Below are 19565 nucleotides of genomic sequence, written 5' to 3'. Positions count from 1 at the left end.
CGATAACGAAATAAAGCTAGCACGTCAAACTGGGTTGTTGGGCGTGTTTGTGTTTTAGATGTTATCAGCAATATTAATTATTCCGCAAAAATCAAAAAGTCCTAAAGCTAATACCCTATTTTAATTATAAAATTCACCTATCTCTAAAGCCAATCGTTTTCATCTTTACATTTCTTTACAAAAAAGTCCGCCAAAAAACTAGCCAACTATTTTATAAATGGTTATACTTTCATCGCTTTAGAAAGGTAAGCTTATTAAATAAGCGAATAATTATAAAAAATCTAAATAAAACAAAATATTACTTGACAGGTGGAACAAAATGCAGTACCATTTTAGGCACAAGGCACAAGGCACAAGCACTGGCAAACCTATGTCTTAAATTTATCAAATAATCCTATTCGACGAGTTTTTACCCGAAACTTATTTATATCATCGAAATTATCCACAAAACTATCTTTAAAAATCCCATTGGCATTAGTGCCGTTGTTGTTATTGCCGTACTCTTTAGAATCGCAGGCATTATCAGCCACAACTTCTGAGTGCATTCACGGTACTGCACCTTATTTAACCTTTGATGGCGGTGTTACTAAAGTGACTAAAACAGAGGACTTATTAGGTATTAAGTTATCAGATGGTCGAACATTTACATCGCAAAATAATTCTTCATCACCGACAGCGCCAATTGAGTTACCTAATGTAGGGGATACTTTTGCTGATATTGAAATGATAGTTCCGCCATCAAGTGACTCAATAAATATAAATGACTTAGTAACACAAGGTAAATGGGGCGATGATGATGGGGATGGACAAGGAGTGGATGGAGTTAGCGCATCAGGGAGTATATCGTTAGTAATAAAGGATAAAGATGGCAATACCGTTAATCGTAGTGATGCATTAAGTCTATGTAAAGCACCTTATAAGGTAACCTTAGATAGTTCAGGGGGTGCTTTAGAGACTCGTTATGGCATGCCGAATAGTAGTAGGCTTTACGGAGGAGCAGCGGAGTATTATATCACTTTGCCGCCACATCCTATTATTTGTTCGGTCAGACCGAATTTGGTGTTTGGTGGCACAGTAGGTATTGAAGCTTGGGATAACCCACGTTTTGCTGGTCCAGCTAGTATATGGAATTCTGAGAAGGGTTTTTTAGATGTATTTACAAACTCATCATCTTACGACCGAAATTTTCCAACTACGGGGGCAGATGGGTTGTATTTTGATTTAGTCATAGTTGGAGTAGATGCAAGTCAGTTGAGTTGGTCTGTATATACAAGTGGTGATATAAGTGCAACGTTGAGATGGACAAGGCCACTTTCAGGGACATTCACGGACCCAGAAGGGAATACTATACCAGCTGATGAGTGGATTACTGATAAGTCTAAGAATGTAACACGAGTAACGTTGAATGGTCCAGAGGCAAGGAGCTGGTGGAGCAATTCTAATCCAAACCGAATTACCGTCCCATCTTTGCCACAGACTTTTGAATTGGTGGGAAGGGATAATAATGGTAATGAGGTAAGATATGGATTTAAGTTGAGGCAGTGGTTCGTCAATCGGGGTGGTCAATTGAAAACTTATAGTGACCAGTTAGCATGGTGTAATAGTTTGGGTTATCGCATGCCGCGGGTAAGGGATTTAACCAATGCAGTTTGTTCTGGTTGGGGTTCAGGAAGTTGGTGTCAAGGCGCATTAGGCAGCACGCCGTCATCAAGTAATAATGCTTACCAGCGTCATATAGGAGCTGGGTTTTTCACGGAGTGGGGAGCAATGTACGGCTACGCTGATGCGGGCTTCATCAACACCTTAAAATATTACTGGACAAGTGACGCAAGGGGTAACAACCAGTTCAATGTCTCCTCGCTCGACGGCTACGTCGACAACAACAGTGTTTCCTGGAGCTATTATGCGGTTTGCACCACCCCTTAGTAATATTTGCGAGAAAGGTGGTTATGGTGTCTGAGAGGACAATATAGGCAAGAATAAAGCCCTGGCCGCAAGTTAGGGCTTTTAGCAGGTAAAGTCAGCGAGCCTAACGTTTTAATAGCGCCCGACCGATACGACTTAAAAGCTTGCACTTTTGTTATTAACTGACTGTTATTAACAAGTTGTTATAAAATAGCTATCATCAAATAACAAAAGCGCTTTTATTTAAAAGCCAAATTCAACGTAATAAAAAAATAGCTAGCCTATAATTGTTTGATTTCATTTAAAAATAAAAAATTTAATAAAATTAATAATCTACCTAAGCGATTTTAGAACAAAAAACACACTTATAGCTCCACAATGCTAATATGCTTGCCTTATCACAGCATCAAAATGTGCTGATAACGAAGTAAGTTCAGCACGCTAAACTGAGCTGTTTGGTGTGTTTGTGTTTTAGATGTTATCAGCAATATTAATCATTCCGTAAAAATCAAAAAGTCCTAAAGCTAACACCCTATTTTAATTATAAAATTAACCTATCTCTAAAGCCAATCGTTTTCATCTTTACATTTCTTTACAAAAAAGTCCGCCAAAAAACTAGCCAACTATTTTATAAATGGTTATACTTTCATCGCTTTAGAAAGGTAAGCTTATTAAATAAGCGAATAATTATAAAAAATCTAAATAAAACAAAATATTACTTGACAGGTGGAACAAAATGCAGTACCATTTTAGGCACAAGGCACAAGGCACAAGGCACAAGCACTGGCAAACCTATGTCTTAAATTTATCAAATAATCCTATTCGACGAGTTTTTACCCGAAACTTATTTATATCATCGAAATTATCCACAAAACTATCTTTAAAAATCCCATTGGCATTAGTGCCGTTGTTGTTATTGCCGTACTCTTTAGAATCGCAGGCATTATCGGCCACGACTTCTGAGCGCATTCACGGTACTGCGCCTTATTTAACCTTTGATGGTGGTGTTACTAAAGTGACTAAAACAGAGGACTTATTAGGTATTAAGTTATCAGATGGTCGAACATTTACATCGCAAAATAATTCTTCATCACCGACAGCGCCAATCAAGTTACCGAATATAGGGGATACTTTGGCTGATATTGAAATGATAGTCCCGCCATCAAGCGACTCAATAAATATAAATGATTTAGTGACCCAAGGTAAATGGGGAGATGATGATGGTGATGGACAGGGTGTAAACGGTGTTGTAGCATCGGGAAGTATATCGGTATCATTTACGGATAAAGATGGTAGTGCCGTTAGTCGTGGTGATGCATTAGATATATGTAAAGCACCTTATAAGGTAACCTTAGATATTTCGGAGGGAGCTTTAGCTACGCAGTATGGTGAGCCAAGAAGTAGTACTTTTAGTGGAGGAACAGCGGAGTATTATATCACACCACCTTCACCGCCCGTTATTTGTGCGGTCAGGCCGAATTTGAATTTTGGTAAAAATTCTAATGGATGGGATTTTGCAGGCCCAGCTAACATTTGGAATCCAGCTAAGGGTTTTTTAGTTCAGTCAACAAACCCATCATCTTACGACCAAAACTTTCCTACTACAGGAGCAGATAGATTGTATTTTGATTTGGACATAGGGGGTATTGACGCAAGTCAGTTGCGTTGGACAGTTAATACAAGTGGTAGTCTAAATGCAACGGTGGCTTGGAGGTTGCCAAACCAAGGTACAAACGAAGATAGATGGATTACGGATAAATCAAAATATGTAACACGGGTAACGTTAAATGGTCCAAGGGCAAGTAGTAGTCAGCTAAGTTCAAGTAATCCTGGTCAAATTACCGTGCCATCTTTGCCACAGAGGTTTGAGTTGGTGGGAAGGGATAGTAGTGGTAATGAGGTGAGGTATGGATTTGAGTTGAGACAGTGGTTTGTTCATCGAGCAGATAAAAGGTTTTCTGTCTCTGAGCAGGCCGCTTGGTGCCGTAGTTTGGGATACCATCTTTCACGGGTCAATGAGGTAACTAACGCAGTTTGTTCTGGAGTGGGGGTTAATCCTGCTTACCCTTGTACTGGAGCTGTTGGCGCTACGCCGCCGTCATCTGGTAATCATTACCAGCGTCAAATTGGTGCAGCTTTGTTCACAGAGTGGGGTTACATGAATAATTATGCCGATGCAGGTTTTCTCTATTTCGATCATTGGACGAGTGACGCTATAGGAGGCGATAAACACTTCGCCGTTAACTCAAACGATGGCTATGTGGACAGCAATAAGGACTCTCTCAACAGGTATGGTATTTGTACCACACCTTAGTGTTTATTTTTTAATTTGTAGACGTAGGAGGGCGCTGAGCAGGCAAGGCCAGTGAGCCTTGCGCTTTAATGACTGAAAGCCAAAACAGCTCCCGTTCGATACGAATTAAAAGCTTGTGCTTTTATTATTAACTGGCTGTTATTAAAAAGTTGTTATTAATAGCTATTATCAAATAACAAAAGTGCCTTTCTTAAAAAGCCAAATTCAATGTAATAAAAAAATAGCTAGCCTATAATTGTTTGATTTCATTTAAAAATAAAAAATCTAATAAAATCAATGACCTACCTAAGTAATTTTAGAGCAAAAAACACACTTATAGCTCCACAATGCTAATATGCTTGCCTTATCACAGCATCAAAATATACCGATAACGAAATAAAGCTAGCACGCCAAACTGGGCTGTTGGGCGTGTTTGTGTTTTAGATGTTATCAGCAATATTAATCATTCTGCTCATCTTTACATTTCTTTACAAAAAAATTGCTAAAAAACTAGCTAGTTTTTTTTTAATAGCTATAATTCTATTTATTATGGAAGATAAGCTTATTTAATGAATAAATAAGTATAAATATAAAGAATTATTTAATGGATGGATCGTAATGCAGTATTATTTTAGACTTCAGCACTGGAAGGCCTATGTCTTAAATCTTTTTAACCATTTAAATCTTAAAAAATTCTTAAAATTTTTTATTTTATCAAATAAATCTGTCGATTCATTTGTATTTGTTTCACGATTAAAATTTATCCTCAAATTTCCAATTCCGTTGTCTTTGCTATTGATGTCGCTATTACCATATTCATTTAGCTTACAGGCATTAATGGTAAGTACATCTAAGGTCATTCATGGTAGTGCGCCGTACTTTACGTTTGAAGGAGGACGAATAAAAGCAACAACGACTGACACGTTATTAGCTATTGAGTTGCCTGATGGTAGTACCATCAGACCATCAACTAATTTATCGAGTCCGACAAATCCGATAACCTTAATTAATGGAAGTGCTTTTAATGATATACACATGGCGGTGCCACAGGGGACAAATTCAATTAGTTTAAATGATTTAATTACTCGAGGTAATTGGGGAGATGATGATGGCGATGGTGATGACAAAGTTACGGCAACGGGAAGTTTGTCGGTTTATTTTGCTGACAAAGATGGTAATGCTGTTAATCGTAGCGATACACTAGATATTTGTAAAGCGCCTTATAAAATAATATTAAGTAGCACAGAAGGTAGTTTAACAACTCAGTATGGAGTGCCAAATAGAAGTGCTTTTGATGATAGTACAGTGCTATATTACATCAAACCGAATTCATCTGGCAGTTGTTACTTTGTGCGATACGTAAGACCAAATCTAAGATATGGTAGTATTACTGATGGTTGGGGGATGGACTTCGCAGGTCCACCTAACATATGGGATTCTAAAGAAGGTTTTCTTGTTCAGGCAACTAATTCATCCGATTATGGACTTAATTTTCCAACTACGGGCTTAGATGGTTTATATTTTGATTTAGGTATTGAAGGTGGAGATGCAAGTCAGTTGACTTGGCATGTTGAGACGAAAGGGGATATAAAAGCAACGGTAAGTTGGAGGAGACCAATCCAATTAAGTGATAGTGATATTTGGATTCCTGAGAGATATCAGGAAGATTATTATGTTACGCGGGTAACATTAAATGGTCCTAGTGCAAGTCCTAGTCAGCTAGATTCAGATTCTCCTAGCCGACTGAAAGTTCCATCTTTACCACAGACATTTGAGTTGGTGGGAACAGATAGCCTTGGTAATGAGGTGAAGTATGGATTTGTGTTAAAGCAGTGGTTCGTTAGTCGTGGTTTGGACTATTATCATATGTTTGGTTTTGTAAAACAATCAACATGGTGTGATAGTTTGGGTTATAAAATGTCACGGATAAGCGATTTAACCAATGCGAAATGCGGTATTTCGTGGCCGATGATGCCGTTTCCATGCGATGCAGATGGTGCTAAACCTTCTTCAGCAGGTAATTTTTATCAACGACGAATTGGTGCTGGATTTTTTACTGAATGGGGTGTTGTGGGTGATTATGGCGAAACCCCCTCCACCTTGCAATATTTATGGACGAGTGACTTCTATGCGGTTACGGCTGAAGGCATGGTTATGGATTTTATGGGTATGGGTAAAGATTTTATTGCTGGTCTTATTGCTGATGGTCAGGATATGTTCCAATTTCCTGTTATTTGCGCCACACCTTATGAATAGGGTATGGGCGTTTATGGTGTAAATAGAGGTAATATAACCAAGCATGCAGCCTGTGAGTTAGTTGGGACGCTGAACAAGCAATGACTTTTAGCCTAGAGCTTTTATTATTAAACACGGTTATTAAACCACTGTTATTAAATAACAAAAGCGCTTTTATTAAAAAGCCAAATTCAATGTAATAAAAAACTATCCTATAAACGGTTGATTTTATTTAAAAATGCAAATAAAAACTTCAATAAAATCAATAGTCTACCTGAACTTTTTTAGAGCAAAACACACTTATAGCACCACAATGCTAATATGCCTGCCTTATCACAGCATCAAAATATGCCGATAACGAAGTAAAGTTAGTACGCCAAACTGGGCTGTTGGGTGTGTTTGTGTTTTAGGTGTTATTAGCAATATTAATTATTCAACCAAAGGTCAAAATGTTTGAAATCTGACATCATAATTTAGTTAAAAAATTCACCTATTTTTATAACTGAATCATTTCTATCTTTATGTTTCTTTAAATTTATTTACATTTCTTTACAAAAAAGTCCGCCAAAAAACTAGCCAACTATTTTTTTTACGGCTATACTTTCACAGCTTTAGAAAAATAAGTGAATAATTATAAAAAATTGAAATAAAACAAAATATTACTTGACAGGTGGAACAAAATGCAGTACCCTTTTAGGCACAAGGCACAAGGCACAAGCACTGGCAAACCTATGTCTTAAATTTATCAAATAATCCTATTCGACAAGTTTTTACTCGAAATTTATTTATATCGTCGAGATTATCTCTCGAATTATTATCGAAATTATCCACAAAACTATTTTCAAAAATCCCATTGGCATTAGCGCCTTTGTTGTTATTGCCGTACTCTTTAGAATCGCAGGCATTATCAGCCACGACTTCTGAGCGCATTCACGGTACTGCGCCTTATTTAACTATTGATGGCGGTACTACCAAATTGACTACTACAGATGACTTATTAAGTATTAAGTTATCGGATGGTCGAACATTTACATTGCAAAATAATTCTTCATCACCGACAGCGCCAATCAAGTTACCGAATGTAGAGGATACTTTTGCTGATATTGAAATGATAGTCCCGTCATCAAGCAACTCAATAAATATAAATGACTTAGTGGCACAAGGTAAATGGGGCGATGATGATGGGGATGGACAGGGAGCAGGTGAAATTACTGCATCAGGAAGTATATCATTAGCAATAAAGGATAAAGATGGCAATACCATTAATCGTAGTGATGCATTAGATATATGTAAAGCGCCTTATAAGGTAACCTTAAGTAGTACAGGAGGTAGTTTAACTACACAATATGGTTTGCCAGATAGTAGTACTTTTAGTCGAGGAACAGCGGAGTATTATATCACGCCATCACAGCCCGTTATTTGTGCAGTCAGGCCAAATCTAGACAGAGGCATAGGTCAGCATGCAGGGTTAGCTAGTATATGGAATCCTGACAAGGGCTTTTTAGTTCAGTCAACAAACCCATCATCTTACGACAGAAACTTTCCTACTACAGGAGCAGATGGATTGTATTTTGATTTGCTTATTGCTGGGGTAGATGCAAGTCAGTTGAGTTGGTCTGTTACCACATATGGTGGTAGTGGTGATATAACAGCAACGGTGAATTGGGTTTACTCAAACACGCGGGTAACATTGAGTGGTCCTAGGGCTGATAGTAGTCAGATAAGTTCAAGTAGTCCAGGTTCATTAGCACGTCCAGTTTTGCCACAGACCTTCGAGTTGGTGGGTAGGGATAGTAGTGGTAATGAGGTTCGTTATGGATTTGTGTTAAGGCAGTGGTTCGTCCATCGGGAATATAAACATGATAGCGCTCTTAATCAAACCACATGGTGTAATAGTTTGGGTTATCGAATGCCACGGGTAAGAGATTTAACCAATTCAAACTATAATAATTTAGGTGCAACACCTAGTTCATCAGGTAATTCTTACATGCGTCACATAGGCGCTGGCTTTTTCACGGAGTGGGGCCGCATGTACAACTACACTGATGCGGGCTTCGTCGACGGCTACTACTGGGCGAGCGGTAGCAACCGGTTCGATGTCAGCTCGCAATACGGCAACGTCATCAGCCCCAGCCCTAGCGTCAGCGGTTACGCTGTTTGCACCGCACCTTAGTTTTTAGCGTTTAGTTCTTAATCCTTAGGGCGCGGAAGGGGGTTACGGTGCTTGAGAGGATAATATAACAAAGAATCAAGCCCCCGCGTAAGTTGGGGCGCTGAGCAGGCAAAGTCCGTGAGCCTTGCGCCTTAATGACTGAAAGTCAAAACAATGCTTCGACCGATACAATTTTCAAGCTTGCGCTTTTGCTATTAACTGACTGTTATTAACAAGCTGTTATTAATAGCTATTATCAAATAACAAAAGCGCTTTTATTAAAAAGCCAAATTCAATGTAATAAAAAACTAGCCTATAAGTGTTTGATTTTATTTAAAAATACAAATAAAAACTTCAATAAAATCAATAGTCTACCTGAACGATTTTAGAGCAAAACACACTTATAGCACCACAATGCTAATATGCTTGCCTTATCAGAGCGCCAAAATATACCGATAACCAAGTAAAGCTAGCACGCCAAACTTGGCTGTTGGGTGTGTTTGTGTTTTAGATGTTATTAGCAATATTAATCATTCCGCAAAAGCCAATATGTCCTAAAGCTAATACCCTATTTTAATTATAAAATTCACCTATCTATAAAACCGAATCGTTTTCATCTTTACATTTCTTTACAAAAAAGTCCGCCAAAAAACTAGCCAACTATTTTATAAATGGTTATACTTTTATCGCTGTAGGAAAACAAGCTTATTAAATAAGCGAATAATTATAAAAATTCAAATAAAACAAAATATTACTTGACGCGAGGAATGTAATGCATTATCATTTTAGGCACAAGGCACAAGCACTGGCAAACCTATGTCTTAAATTTATCAAATAATCCTATTCGACGCGTTCTTGCACGAAACTTATTTGTATCTTCCAAATTATCTCTCAACGTATTATCGAAATTGTTCCAAAAAAGCTTATTGGTGTTGGGGCTGTTATTATTGTTATCTTCATGGAGTTTACAGGCATTAACTAGTAAAAGTGGTCGTGCAAATAATCATCGTAGTGATGCAATAGTACTACCTGCTGATCCAGTTATCTTATTTGCGACCCCTACCCTTTCCCCTTACTATCTTTATAATGAAGGTATTAACGATATTCAACCTGAACCCACGACACCTGAATTTGTTTACAATAAAGGATTTTTTGCTCAACTACATCCTTTATATGCTTTTAATTTTCCTACCACAGGTGCTGATGGGTTATTTTTTGATTTAGTTTTAGAGGGAAATGTAAATGATTTAATATGGGATTCTGATACACATGAAGGAATTACTGCCACAGTGACAAGTATACCAAGGAATGAGTCTTGGTTTTATGAGGCTTGCAGTACTCTGGAAAGTTTTATGCCTTCCTGTAGTACAAAAACTATTTTTAAAAAAAGTACATTTATACGCGTTATTTTAACAGGTCCATCAGCAAATCATGCTCAAAGAAACTCCAATAATCCAAGTCCAGTTCGTAAGCCACATTTGCCGCAAACATTTGAATTAGTGGGTAGAAATAGATCTGGTGAGGTATTAAAGTATAGTTTTATATTGAAGCAGTGGTTTGTCCATCGTGGTGATAAAATGGGTAACCAATCTGAGCAAACCGCATGGTGTAATGCGATAGGTTATCGTATGCCAAGAGTAAAAGATCTGACCAATGCGAAGTGCGGTGTAGGTGACTCCCGATACGACAATTTTCCTTGTAGAAATGGAATAGACGGCGCTTCACCACAGTCACGCCGTAATGATGTACTACGCAGTATAGGAGCAGGATTCGTAACGGAATGGGGAACCTTGACTATGTACAATAGTGCAGGCTTTACCAGGCGTGGTAACTATTGGACTAGCGATAGCGATTTCTTCGTAGAATCGGGCAGTGGCCAGGTTAATAACCTAAACTCAAATTGGGTTTCTAGCTCTAATGGTGGTATTTGCGTTTATCCTTAATACTAATTTCTTATTTTTTATATAAAAGAGATATTAAGCTTGGAATTAATCAAAAGTAAAGCAGTTAAAGAATAACGCTCAGCTTAAGTGAATCTAAGCTATGAAGCAAGCGTTAAGCGCTTTTACACAGCAAGTAAAAGCGCTTTCAGTGAAATAATAAAATAACAAAAAACGCAGTAATTTTATCATTTTACAAAAAACTAGATTACATCATGAAGTGCAACTCGTCTTAGCTCCTTAGAATAAAAGGAGGCAGGGCTTTTATTCTAAGGCCGTTTTCTTGGGCGCGAGTTCAATAAATATTGTATTTTCTTTATCTGTTCGTCGTCAACGAATGAAATAGTCGCTGACGTTTTTTTAAACATGCGGCAATCTGCTCTGGCTGTAATAATGTATTAGGTATTTTTCAATTTGATGTCATACCGAGCCTCTATGGGCCTATCATTACCGCTGTTTTTTCGCCTTTTCCGAGCAAGTGTCACCGCCTCATGCGCTTGATAGGCTTGTTTACGTTTGAATTTCTTTTTATCTCACGACTTATTGTCGAAGGATATTTAGAAACATAACACCATATTTTAATTAAAAATTTAACTATCAATAAAACTGAACCGTTTTTATTTTTACATTTCTTTATAAAAAAAGTCCGCCAAAAAACTAGCCAACCATTTTTTAAATGGTTATACTTTTATCGCTATAGGAAAATAAGCTTATTAAATAAGCGAATAATTATAAAAATCTAAATAAAACAAAATATTACTTGACAGGTGAACCATAATGCATTATCATTTTAGACACCAGACACCAGACACCAGCACTGGCAAACCTATGTCTTGAATTTATCAAATAATCCTATTCAATGCGTTCTTGCACGAAACTTATTTGTATCTTCCAAATTATCTCTCAACATATTATCGAAATTGTTCCAAAAAAGCTCATTGGTGCTGGGGCTGTTATTATTGTCATCTTCATGGAATTTACAGGCATTAACTAGTAAAAGTGGTCGTGTAAATAATCATCGTAGTGATGCAATAATTTTATCTTCGACGGTGCTTATTGACTATGTAAGACCGAATCTAATGAAAGCTGACAGCCAGTTACCTGCAAGCCCAGTTGATATATGGAATCCTCATAAGGGCTTTTTAGTTCAATCAATTGATCCTGAATCATACAATCTAAATTTCCCGACCACAGGTGCACATAATTTATATTTTGATTTACTCATAACAGGAATAGATGTAAATGAATTGACATGGTTACCTGTCACACATGAGGGAATTACTGCAACAGTGACAAATGTTGTAGCTAATGATAGGTGGATTCCTGATGAAGACAAGGGAAAAGTTTTTCCCCGTGTTAAGCTAACAGGTCCAGTGGCAGGAAATCAATGGGATAATCCGAATCCTAGCCGAATTACTGTACCAAAGTTACCGCAGAAGTTTGAGTTAGTGGGTAAAGATAGTGATGGTAATGAGGTAGTAAGATATGGGTTTGAGTTGAGGCAGTGGTTCGTCAATCGAGGAGATAGAAGAGATACCGCTTCTAACCAAACTACATGGTGTAGCAGTTTGGGTTATCGTATGCCACAAATAAAAGATTTGACTAACGCTGTCTGTGTGGATCATAATCCTTATTCTTCTGATCCTTCCTATTCTAAGTGCAAAAATGCAGTAACTATTGATGCTAAGCTGTCGTCAGGTAATCGGTTTTATCAACGACGAATAGGAGCAGGATTTTTCACAGAGTGGGGAATGATAGACACATTCTTTATCCCCGATGCGGGTTTTGTAGGTTCTGCTTATTTGACCAGTATCCCTTGTTCGGAGGAAAAAAATGGCTTCTTAGCAGTACACATGGGGGGGGGGGGCCTAGGTATGTGTGGCAAGGATGACGACGTGGCAACCTTGCGTGATCATGTTATTTGCAGTACACCTTAGCTGTTTATCTCTCCATTTTTGAGTTGCAGAGGGGCTGAAGCAGACAACGTATGTGCGCTTTTGTTATTAAGCAGCGGTTATTAAATAACAAAAGCGCTTTTTTTAATCCAAAATCGGTGTAATAAAAAATAGTCAGTCTATAAATGTTTGATTTATTTAAAAACATTAAACATAAGCTTCAATAAAATTAATGGTTTATCTGAACAATTTTGGTGATTTTAAAGTTTTGACTATGTGGTAATAAATTAACTTATTTTTTACTATGAAAATCTATTTTATAACAATCAGATAACTATCAATTTATACAAATCTTAATTTGAATAGATTTAAATAATTCGTAATTCTTTTAGTGATAATTTTATAAACGCATAAAAAATAGGCGCAAAAATTAAACCAATGACACCAAAAAGAGTTTCTAAAAATAGCATCGCAATTAGTAATTCACAGATACCAGCATGGATTTTTGTGCCGACAATTTTAGCATTAAGTACATATTCCATTTTATGGATTAAAATTAAATAAACAATAATTATTATTGAAACAGAAAATGATACGGTAAATGCGACAAAAAAGATTATTGTATTGACAATCAGGTTTCCAATAATTGGAATTAGACCAAAAATAAATGTTGCTAGCACTAAACTTTTACTAAATGGCAAATGAATACCAAACACGGGCAGAATAATAAATAGTAAAATAGCCGTCATTACGGTATTAAATAATGCAATCACAACTTGAGAGATAGCTACATATTGGAAAACCACTACTAATCGGTTTAGGCTGGTTTTCAAGGCTTTAGTCAATGGCCTTTGTGTAATTTGATTATGATCAGCGTTGCGTTGATTTTCTTTATAACCCAGAATTAATCCAATGATCATTCCTACAATTAATATAATTAAATCATGAAACACTTTTTTAATAATAGATTGTAGATAAAACACATGATCTTTAAGGTAAATCATTATAGTTGATTTAACTTCATCTAGATCATCAGGTAAATAATGGGTAATACTTGTTGGTAGACTGCTGATTACATTGTTGACCAGTAATTTCAAATTTGTTAATGTTTCGGTTGGATGCTTGGCCATATCAACAAACCAAGCAAATAAATACCAAAAGCCACCAATAAAAATGCCAATAATTAAAGTGGTAAGTACCAATACCGAAATTAATTTTGACCTATGGCTAAAACGTAGCATTTTTTGTGATAAAAAATCATCTAATTTTTGTGTTAACGTATAGGTTAATAAGCCTGCAATTACTGCAGGCATTAAATGCACTTGCATTAAGATAATGAAACTAACCGAAAATAGCACAAGGCAAAACAGCCCTAATTTTTGATTGTTATTAAGTAACATTATTGATTTATTTCCTTTAATAATTAATGCGATATATTAAGTGAGCATATAGGCTGAAAGATAATTATAATGATAAAAGTAGGATATTGATACATTTGGGATTTATAAAGTATCAATATTCCATATAAATTATGTTTAATTATTTATTACTATGTAACATGAAGTATATATTAATGTTTTAAATGCTTTTTATTTATAGTGCTGGTAAATAAAGTTTTATTATTCATATAAATAATAAAACTATTATATTAGTAACATGGTTAGTGTCTTTTTTCGCTAAATTTTTCACCGTAAAATACTAAACTACTATTACCTCTTGGCACCGAGTAATGAAATTGTTGGCGCGTGGTTTTATGTTGTTGATGTGTATTTGCTTCGTATTCGGCAAGTTTATGGGCTAGTAATAATTTAGCTAACCGTTTATTGGCATGTTGACTTCGTTCTGTTTGTACTTTAACACTAATCCCCGTCGCAAGATGTGTTGCTCTTACTGCTGATTCGGTTTTATTGACATGCTGGCCACCTGTACCTGATGACTTCATAGTCGTAAATTCAATGCTACTATCTATTATTTGTGAGGGATTTTTTAGGCAAGTAATACCGATAAACCAATTCTTACGTTTATGCGTCGGTCGATACGGACTTTGACAAATCCATTGTATGGTTCCAAGCCAACGTTGAATTAATTGTTCACTTTGTAAACCTTCAACCGAAATAAGGACTGATCGAAAAGTATTGGGGTTATCACCCAATACGTTTTCGACAATTTCGGTTGTTACCGATAATTGTCTTGCCTCATCTAAGAATTTTGTTACTGCTTTGGAAACAGCTAAAGTGCACTCGGCAGGTCCTCTGGCAGATGAAAAAAAGAGTAATGCCATTAATGACCTCCTTGTGTTTTATAGTTCAATATTGGCGTAAGCTGTGCAATGACTTTAACAATATTGACTTGTTGCATAGACTCAATCACACTATCGATTGATTTATATGCTTGTGGGGCTTCTTCATAAATTAAGCGACTATCTTCACAAATTATGCGAGTACCTAATTTAGTTCTTTTTAACTCTTGCATTGAATAACGATTATCTAACTTACCTTTACAATCGGTTCGTCGCCATTTACGCCCTGCGCCATGAGCTAATGACATAAGTAGGTTTTCACTCTTTATTGGTTCGACTAAATAGCTATAATCCCCTCGCGATCCTGGCACAATCACTAGTTCATCCGTAGCTGAAGAGGCTCCTTTACGATGTAACCAATAGTTTTGTTTCGAAAACGTTACTTTTTCCAGAAAGTTATGGCACACATTTAACACTTCTGTCCCTTGAGTATTCAGATTTTTCATTAATCTTTCAGCAACAGTTTGGCGATTTAATGTTGCAAACGCCACGGCGTTGTCATGTTTAGTTAGATAGTTTAATGCTTCTGAACTATTTTCAGGCAGACCTTGATAACCAAAGCATGATATTTGATTTTGTAAAATTTGATGTCCTAATCCTCTTGAACCACTATGTACTAATAAAAATAATTTTTTAGCATTAAGTTGATAATGATTAAATAACTGTTCATCAAAAATCTTACTAACCTTTTGTAATTCAGCAAAATGGTTACCACCGCCAATTGTGCCAAGATTATATTTGTGCCGTATATCTGGTTGATCAATATTGCCGATTTGCCGTTCTAGTTTATCTACGCTTAGTTTGGCAATATTAATTTCTGTTTGCCAAAATCCCATACCACAACCAATATCACTGCCAATTAAAGCAGGGTAAATGATTTCACGACTTAAATAGGCCGCCCCAATAGGATAGTCTTTTCCTGGATGAAGATCTGGCATACCAACTACTTTAACCATATTTGGTAAATTTGCAGTTGTTAGTAATTGCTCAATAGCTAAACCTTCGATCCATGTATTTTTTGATGCTATATATGACACTTTGTCAGATAGCATCTGTATAGAATTGTCCATATATCAATCCATTTAATAAGTATTATTGTTTTTGGTTTACCCTGAGGATGTATAAAGACTATTGTTTTGAAAAAATCATATGCAAGAAAGATATGTTGAAGGTGAAAGCTTACTTAAAATTTTACTTAACACCTAACTCTTTAATAGTGATTAGATCACAATAAATTTATTCTTTTCAAACATTATTTTATTAATATAAAGTTGTCTTTAATCATTGGGTATAAGTTATATCGGCAGGCTAAAATTAGCAGAATGAATTGAAGTAAAAGGTTGGATAGGTAATTACTTAATTATTTTGCGATAAGCCTGCAAAGGTTAGTTAAATAAATCACAATCAATTCTCCTTTGCGGTTAATAATGGCGCGTATCATAATTATCTTTTTGCAAGATGTAAATAGTAGAATAAAAATTTTAGTACTTTTCTTGAAATAAAAATGGGAAAACAGCTTGTTCGTTTGTTGGTGCATAAAATCCATTTGAAATTATCTTTTCCTGTTAAAAGAGGCTGTTTAACAACCTCTTTTTTATTTTTGGAAATGACTAAGGCAATGCTATTTAATTACATAAAAGTTAACATCGCGAGTATTTCTGAGAGCATCAACGAATTGCCTCAATTCTTTTCTATAAGTTTTCTCAGGATCGTTTTCTTCTGTACATTTGTCTTCTGCACCATAGCTTTTCGCCATTGCATCATTTGAGGCTAAATTATTGTATGGTTTTGTAAAATCACTACCTTTTAATGTCAAAAGGTGATTCCAATCATTTAACAGGCCTTCCATATATTGGCGACCGGCTTCGCATTTTATGTTATTTAAGTCAATCTTAGGAATAACATATTGGCTTATCTCGCTGAACTTTTTAGGGTTGTAAGGGAAGCTAATGTCTTCTTGTTCATCTTCTTTTAAGAATTCAATAAAGTCGCTTTCACGATATAATTTTCTAAAACGTTGTTGATAAGATTGGTTTTTCTTTAATCTTAGGTCTTGAGTTATTTCTTCTGGGAAAGGTTGATCATAAGAATAATCCCAACGATATTGGCTGTGTTCAATAAATACATCATTGATTAATTTTGCTGGCATTTCTATTTCTTGCTCTTTACCATCAATAATGGCTGGGATGTTATTTATTTCTCTGTTTTCTCTTAAGATCTTTTCGTATTGTTCATCATTCAACTCAGACGTTGAATAAATGACTGTGTGTAAGTAATAGTTACTTTGTGTTGGGTTAATAAGACCTAATTCTCCAAATTGAGCCGGTTTTACGACAAAATTGAAGTCGTCATTATTGTACGATAAGGTATGTTTGCCGTATTCAAATGTATAATTAACACCTGATTTGGCAGGGATAGTTAGTTCTTTACCATCGATAGTGACTTTTATTTCGTTAGCAGTAGGATTGTCAATCCAACGGTCGATAGAGCTAGGTTCAGAACAGCCAACAAGTGTTAGGCCAAAAGCTAGTAGTAAACTGTATTTTATTTTCTTCATCATAAAATTTATTATAAATATTAAGAAAAGACTATGATGCTATCATATTATGAATAAATTTGTAGTGGTTTTAAGTTTTTATATGAATTTTTTTTACTATTAACCAAGCTGGCTAAGTGTAGGTTGTCAGGAAATTTGCTTTAATTCCCTAAATTTGATGTGGTGATTGTAGCTATTTTGATCACTAAAAGCCCAAACGCCCGAAGCCACCGCATAAAATCCACGCTATTACTAGTAAAAAATTTGTTATTAAAGTTGTTGATTTTTTTGTGGTTTTTATTTATAGGCTTTTTAATTAAAAACAAAAAAGGCTACTAAGTAGTCTCTATTTGTCAAAGTAACACTCAATACTATTTAATTACATAAAAGTTTGCATTGCGAGTATTTTGGATAGCATCAGTAAATTGTCTTAATGCTTTGCTATAAGTTTGCTCTGGATCGTTTTCTTTTGTACACAGGCTTTCTGTTTCGTAGTCTTTATCTATTGCATCTTCTGATACTAACTCATTGTATGGTTTTGTGAAATCACTACCTTTTAAGGTAAGAAGATGATTCCAATCATTTAAAAGACCTTCTAGATATTGGCGACCTTCTTTACACTTTATGCTATTTAAATCAATATCAGGAATAACATATTGTTCTATTTCGCTGAATTTTTTAGGACGATAATGGAAACTAACTTCTTTCCAATTAATATTTTCTTTTAAAAAATCAATAAAATCACTTTCACGATATATTTTTCTAAGTCGTTCGTAATGTGGTTGGCTTTTATCTGATTTTTGGGTGACTTTTTCAGGAAATGGCTCATCATAAGAATAATTCCAATAATTATCAATTTTTTCGATAAATACATCGTTGATTAATTTTAGGGGAAGCTCAACTTCCATTTCATCACCGTCAATAATGACTTCAATATTATTGAACTCTTTGTCTTTTTTTAGAATTTTTTCATATTCTCCTTCACCCAAATCAGATTCTGAATAAATGAGAGTGTGTATAAAATAGTTGCTTTGTGTTGGGTTAATAAAGCCTGATTCTGAAAAATATTGAGCTGGTTTTGCAACAAAATTGAAGTCTTCATTGTTATACGATAAGGTATGTTTGCCATATTTAAAGGTATAATTAATACCTGATTTTGCTGGAATGGTTAGCTCATTTCCATCAATAGTGACTTTGATTTCGTTATTGGTAGGGTTGTCAATCCAACGCTCAATAGAGCTAGGCTCAAAACAACCAACAAGTGTTAGGCTACAGGCTAGTAGTAAACTGTATTTTATTTTCTTCACTATAAAATTTATTATAAATATTAAAAAGGAATATGATGCTATCATATTGTAGGTAAATTTGTGGTAATTTTAGGCTTTTATATGAATTTTTTTTACTATTAACCCGTAAATAGTGAGGATGTATGAAATTAATCGTCGATAATATGAGTTGTCAACACTGTGTTAAAGCAATAACAAAAGCAATTAATGATATTGATCCAAATGCAAAAGTGACCGTTGATTTAACCAAACACGAGGTTGATATCGAAAATAGTTCTATTTCGCAAGAAGCTGCGATTACTGCTGTTAATGAGGCTGGTTATGAGTTTGTTAGGATTGTGTAATAACTACATCTATATTTGACGGCACTAGGCTATTTTGAAGCATCTTTTCTATTTTAATTTGTTGAAATTTCAAATTAAAACAGAACTAATAAAACTTTTTTTAAGGTATTGGCATATTTTGGGGAATGCTAGAATGCTTTTATCTGTTTATTAATAGGCTATTGTTATAAGGATATATTATGAAAGGTAAAATATTGAGTGTTACTGTGGCTATTATGGCTTGGTGTGGTGCAGTTTTTTTTGTTAATGCTTATCAGATTGATTGTCCACAAAAATTTAATATTAAAGAAGAAGTTGTAAATATGCCTGATGGGTGGGAAGTTTCTAATGATATAAATAGTAAGGAGGCATCCTTTTTTAGTATGATTGTTTATTACGATAAGCCTTCTAGAATGGCGGCTTTAAAACCAGCAAAAGGAACGGTTGATGGTAAGAAACATGAGTTAATATGGGAAGTTAATTATAAGACAGATGTTGAACCTTATTATGTTAGTTGTTCTTATAATGGAACTAGAGTTGAGTTGATAAAACAAATTGATTTATCAATGAAAAGTTGTTGGGCTGATTATTTTGAAGACGAGCAAGGAAAGCGAGGAACGCTCAGTTGTAGTACGAGTGAAGCAAAAGATCTGCATTAGTTGCGTATGGGATTTGTTGTTATATGCAATAGTTAGTAACGT

The 19565-nt window shown here is 35.4% G+C and carries 13 protein-coding genes; 8 read left to right on the top strand and 5 right to left on the bottom strand.

The features are described 5' to 3' along the window. The first annotated feature begins 468 nt into the window (after positions 1 to 468). The 6 genes from GYW75_RS04825 to GYW75_RS04800 all read left to right on the top strand — a co-directional run bounded on the left by GYW75_RS04825 (position 469) and on the right by GYW75_RS04800 (position 12462). The gene (locus GYW75_RS04825; protein ID WP_238786402.1) at positions 469 to 1926 is read left to right on the top strand and encodes a hypothetical protein; all 1458 of its coding nucleotides are present in this window, start codon (positions 469 to 471) and stop codon (positions 1924 to 1926) included. 715 nt (positions 1927 to 2641) lie between these two features. Further along, entirely contained in the window at positions 2642 to 4219 is a 1578-nt protein-coding gene (locus GYW75_RS04820) for a hypothetical protein (protein WP_174798636.1), read from the top strand. An 816-nt stretch (positions 4220 to 5035) separates the two neighbouring features. Further along, a complete protein-coding gene (locus GYW75_RS04815) occupies positions 5036 to 6454 on the top strand; it encodes a hypothetical protein (protein WP_174798635.1) in 1419 nt (472 codons plus the stop codon). Between the two features lie 832 nt (positions 6455 to 7286). Beyond that, the gene (locus tag GYW75_RS04810) at positions 7287 to 8606 is read left to right on the top strand and encodes a hypothetical protein (RefSeq protein ID WP_174798634.1); all 1320 of its coding nucleotides are present in this window, start codon (positions 7287 to 7289) and stop codon (positions 8604 to 8606) included. 908 nt (positions 8607 to 9514) lie between these two features. Next, positions 9515 to 10528 carry a hypothetical protein gene (locus GYW75_RS04805; protein WP_174798633.1) on the top strand — a complete coding sequence of 338 codons (1014 nt, stop codon included), beginning with the start codon at positions 9515 to 9517 and terminating at the stop codon, positions 10526 to 10528. A gap of 938 nt (positions 10529 to 11466) precedes the next feature. Further along, positions 11467 to 12462 carry a hypothetical protein gene (locus GYW75_RS04800; RefSeq protein ID WP_174798632.1) on the top strand — a complete coding sequence of 332 codons (996 nt, stop codon included), beginning with the start codon at positions 11467 to 11469 and terminating at the stop codon, positions 12460 to 12462. A gap of 326 nt (positions 12463 to 12788) precedes the next feature. On the opposite strand, the gene GYW75_RS04795 is transcribed toward GYW75_RS04800, so the two are convergent. From GYW75_RS04795 to GYW75_RS04775, 5 genes are all read right to left on the bottom strand, one after another. Continuing rightward, the gene (locus GYW75_RS04795) at positions 12789 to 13820 is read right to left on the bottom strand and encodes an AI-2E family transporter (protein ID WP_065589472.1); all 1032 of its coding nucleotides are present in this window, start codon (positions 13818 to 13820) and stop codon (positions 12789 to 12791) included. Positions 13821 to 14080: 260 nt separating this feature from the next. Then, positions 14081 to 14701, bottom strand: a complete 621-nt coding sequence (prfH, locus tag GYW75_RS04790; RefSeq protein WP_174798631.1) for a peptide chain release factor H — start codon at positions 14699 to 14701, stop codon at positions 14081 to 14083. Then, entirely contained in the window at positions 14701 to 15789 is a 1089-nt protein-coding gene (locus GYW75_RS04785) for an RNA ligase RtcB family protein (RefSeq protein ID WP_174798630.1), read from the bottom strand. The genes prfH and GYW75_RS04785 overlap by 1 nt, the downstream gene beginning before the upstream one ends. Before the next feature lie 551 nt (positions 15790 to 16340). After that, positions 16341 to 17279: a hypothetical protein gene (locus tag GYW75_RS04780; protein WP_174798629.1), complete on the bottom strand. Its 939-nt coding sequence runs from the start codon at positions 17277 to 17279 to the stop codon at positions 16341 to 16343. Between the two features lie 347 nt (positions 17280 to 17626). Next, positions 17627 to 18562, bottom strand: a complete 936-nt coding sequence (locus GYW75_RS04775) for a hypothetical protein (protein WP_174798628.1) — start codon at positions 18560 to 18562, stop codon at positions 17627 to 17629. Between the two features lie 122 nt (positions 18563 to 18684). Here GYW75_RS04775 and GYW75_RS04770 point away from each other — a divergent pair, with 122 nt between their 5' ends. Both GYW75_RS04770 and GYW75_RS04765 read left to right on the top strand, forming a co-directional pair. Then, positions 18685 to 18885: a heavy-metal-associated domain-containing protein gene (locus GYW75_RS04770; RefSeq protein WP_034912296.1), complete on the top strand. Its 201-nt coding sequence runs from the start codon at positions 18685 to 18687 to the stop codon at positions 18883 to 18885. Positions 18886 to 19064: 179 nt separating this feature from the next. Continuing rightward, positions 19065 to 19523 carry an STY0301 family protein gene (locus GYW75_RS04765; protein WP_034912293.1) on the top strand — a complete coding sequence of 153 codons (459 nt, stop codon included), beginning with the start codon at positions 19065 to 19067 and terminating at the stop codon, positions 19521 to 19523. Positions 19524 to 19565 lie beyond the last annotated feature (42 nt).

The organism is Gilliamella sp. ESL0232 (assembly GCF_013346885.1).
Taxonomy (GTDB): domain Bacteria; phylum Pseudomonadota; class Gammaproteobacteria; order Enterobacterales; family Orbaceae; genus Gilliamella; species Gilliamella bombi.
Note: the sequence above shows the minus strand (reverse complement) of the source record. Positions and strands in the feature narration are given on the sequence as shown.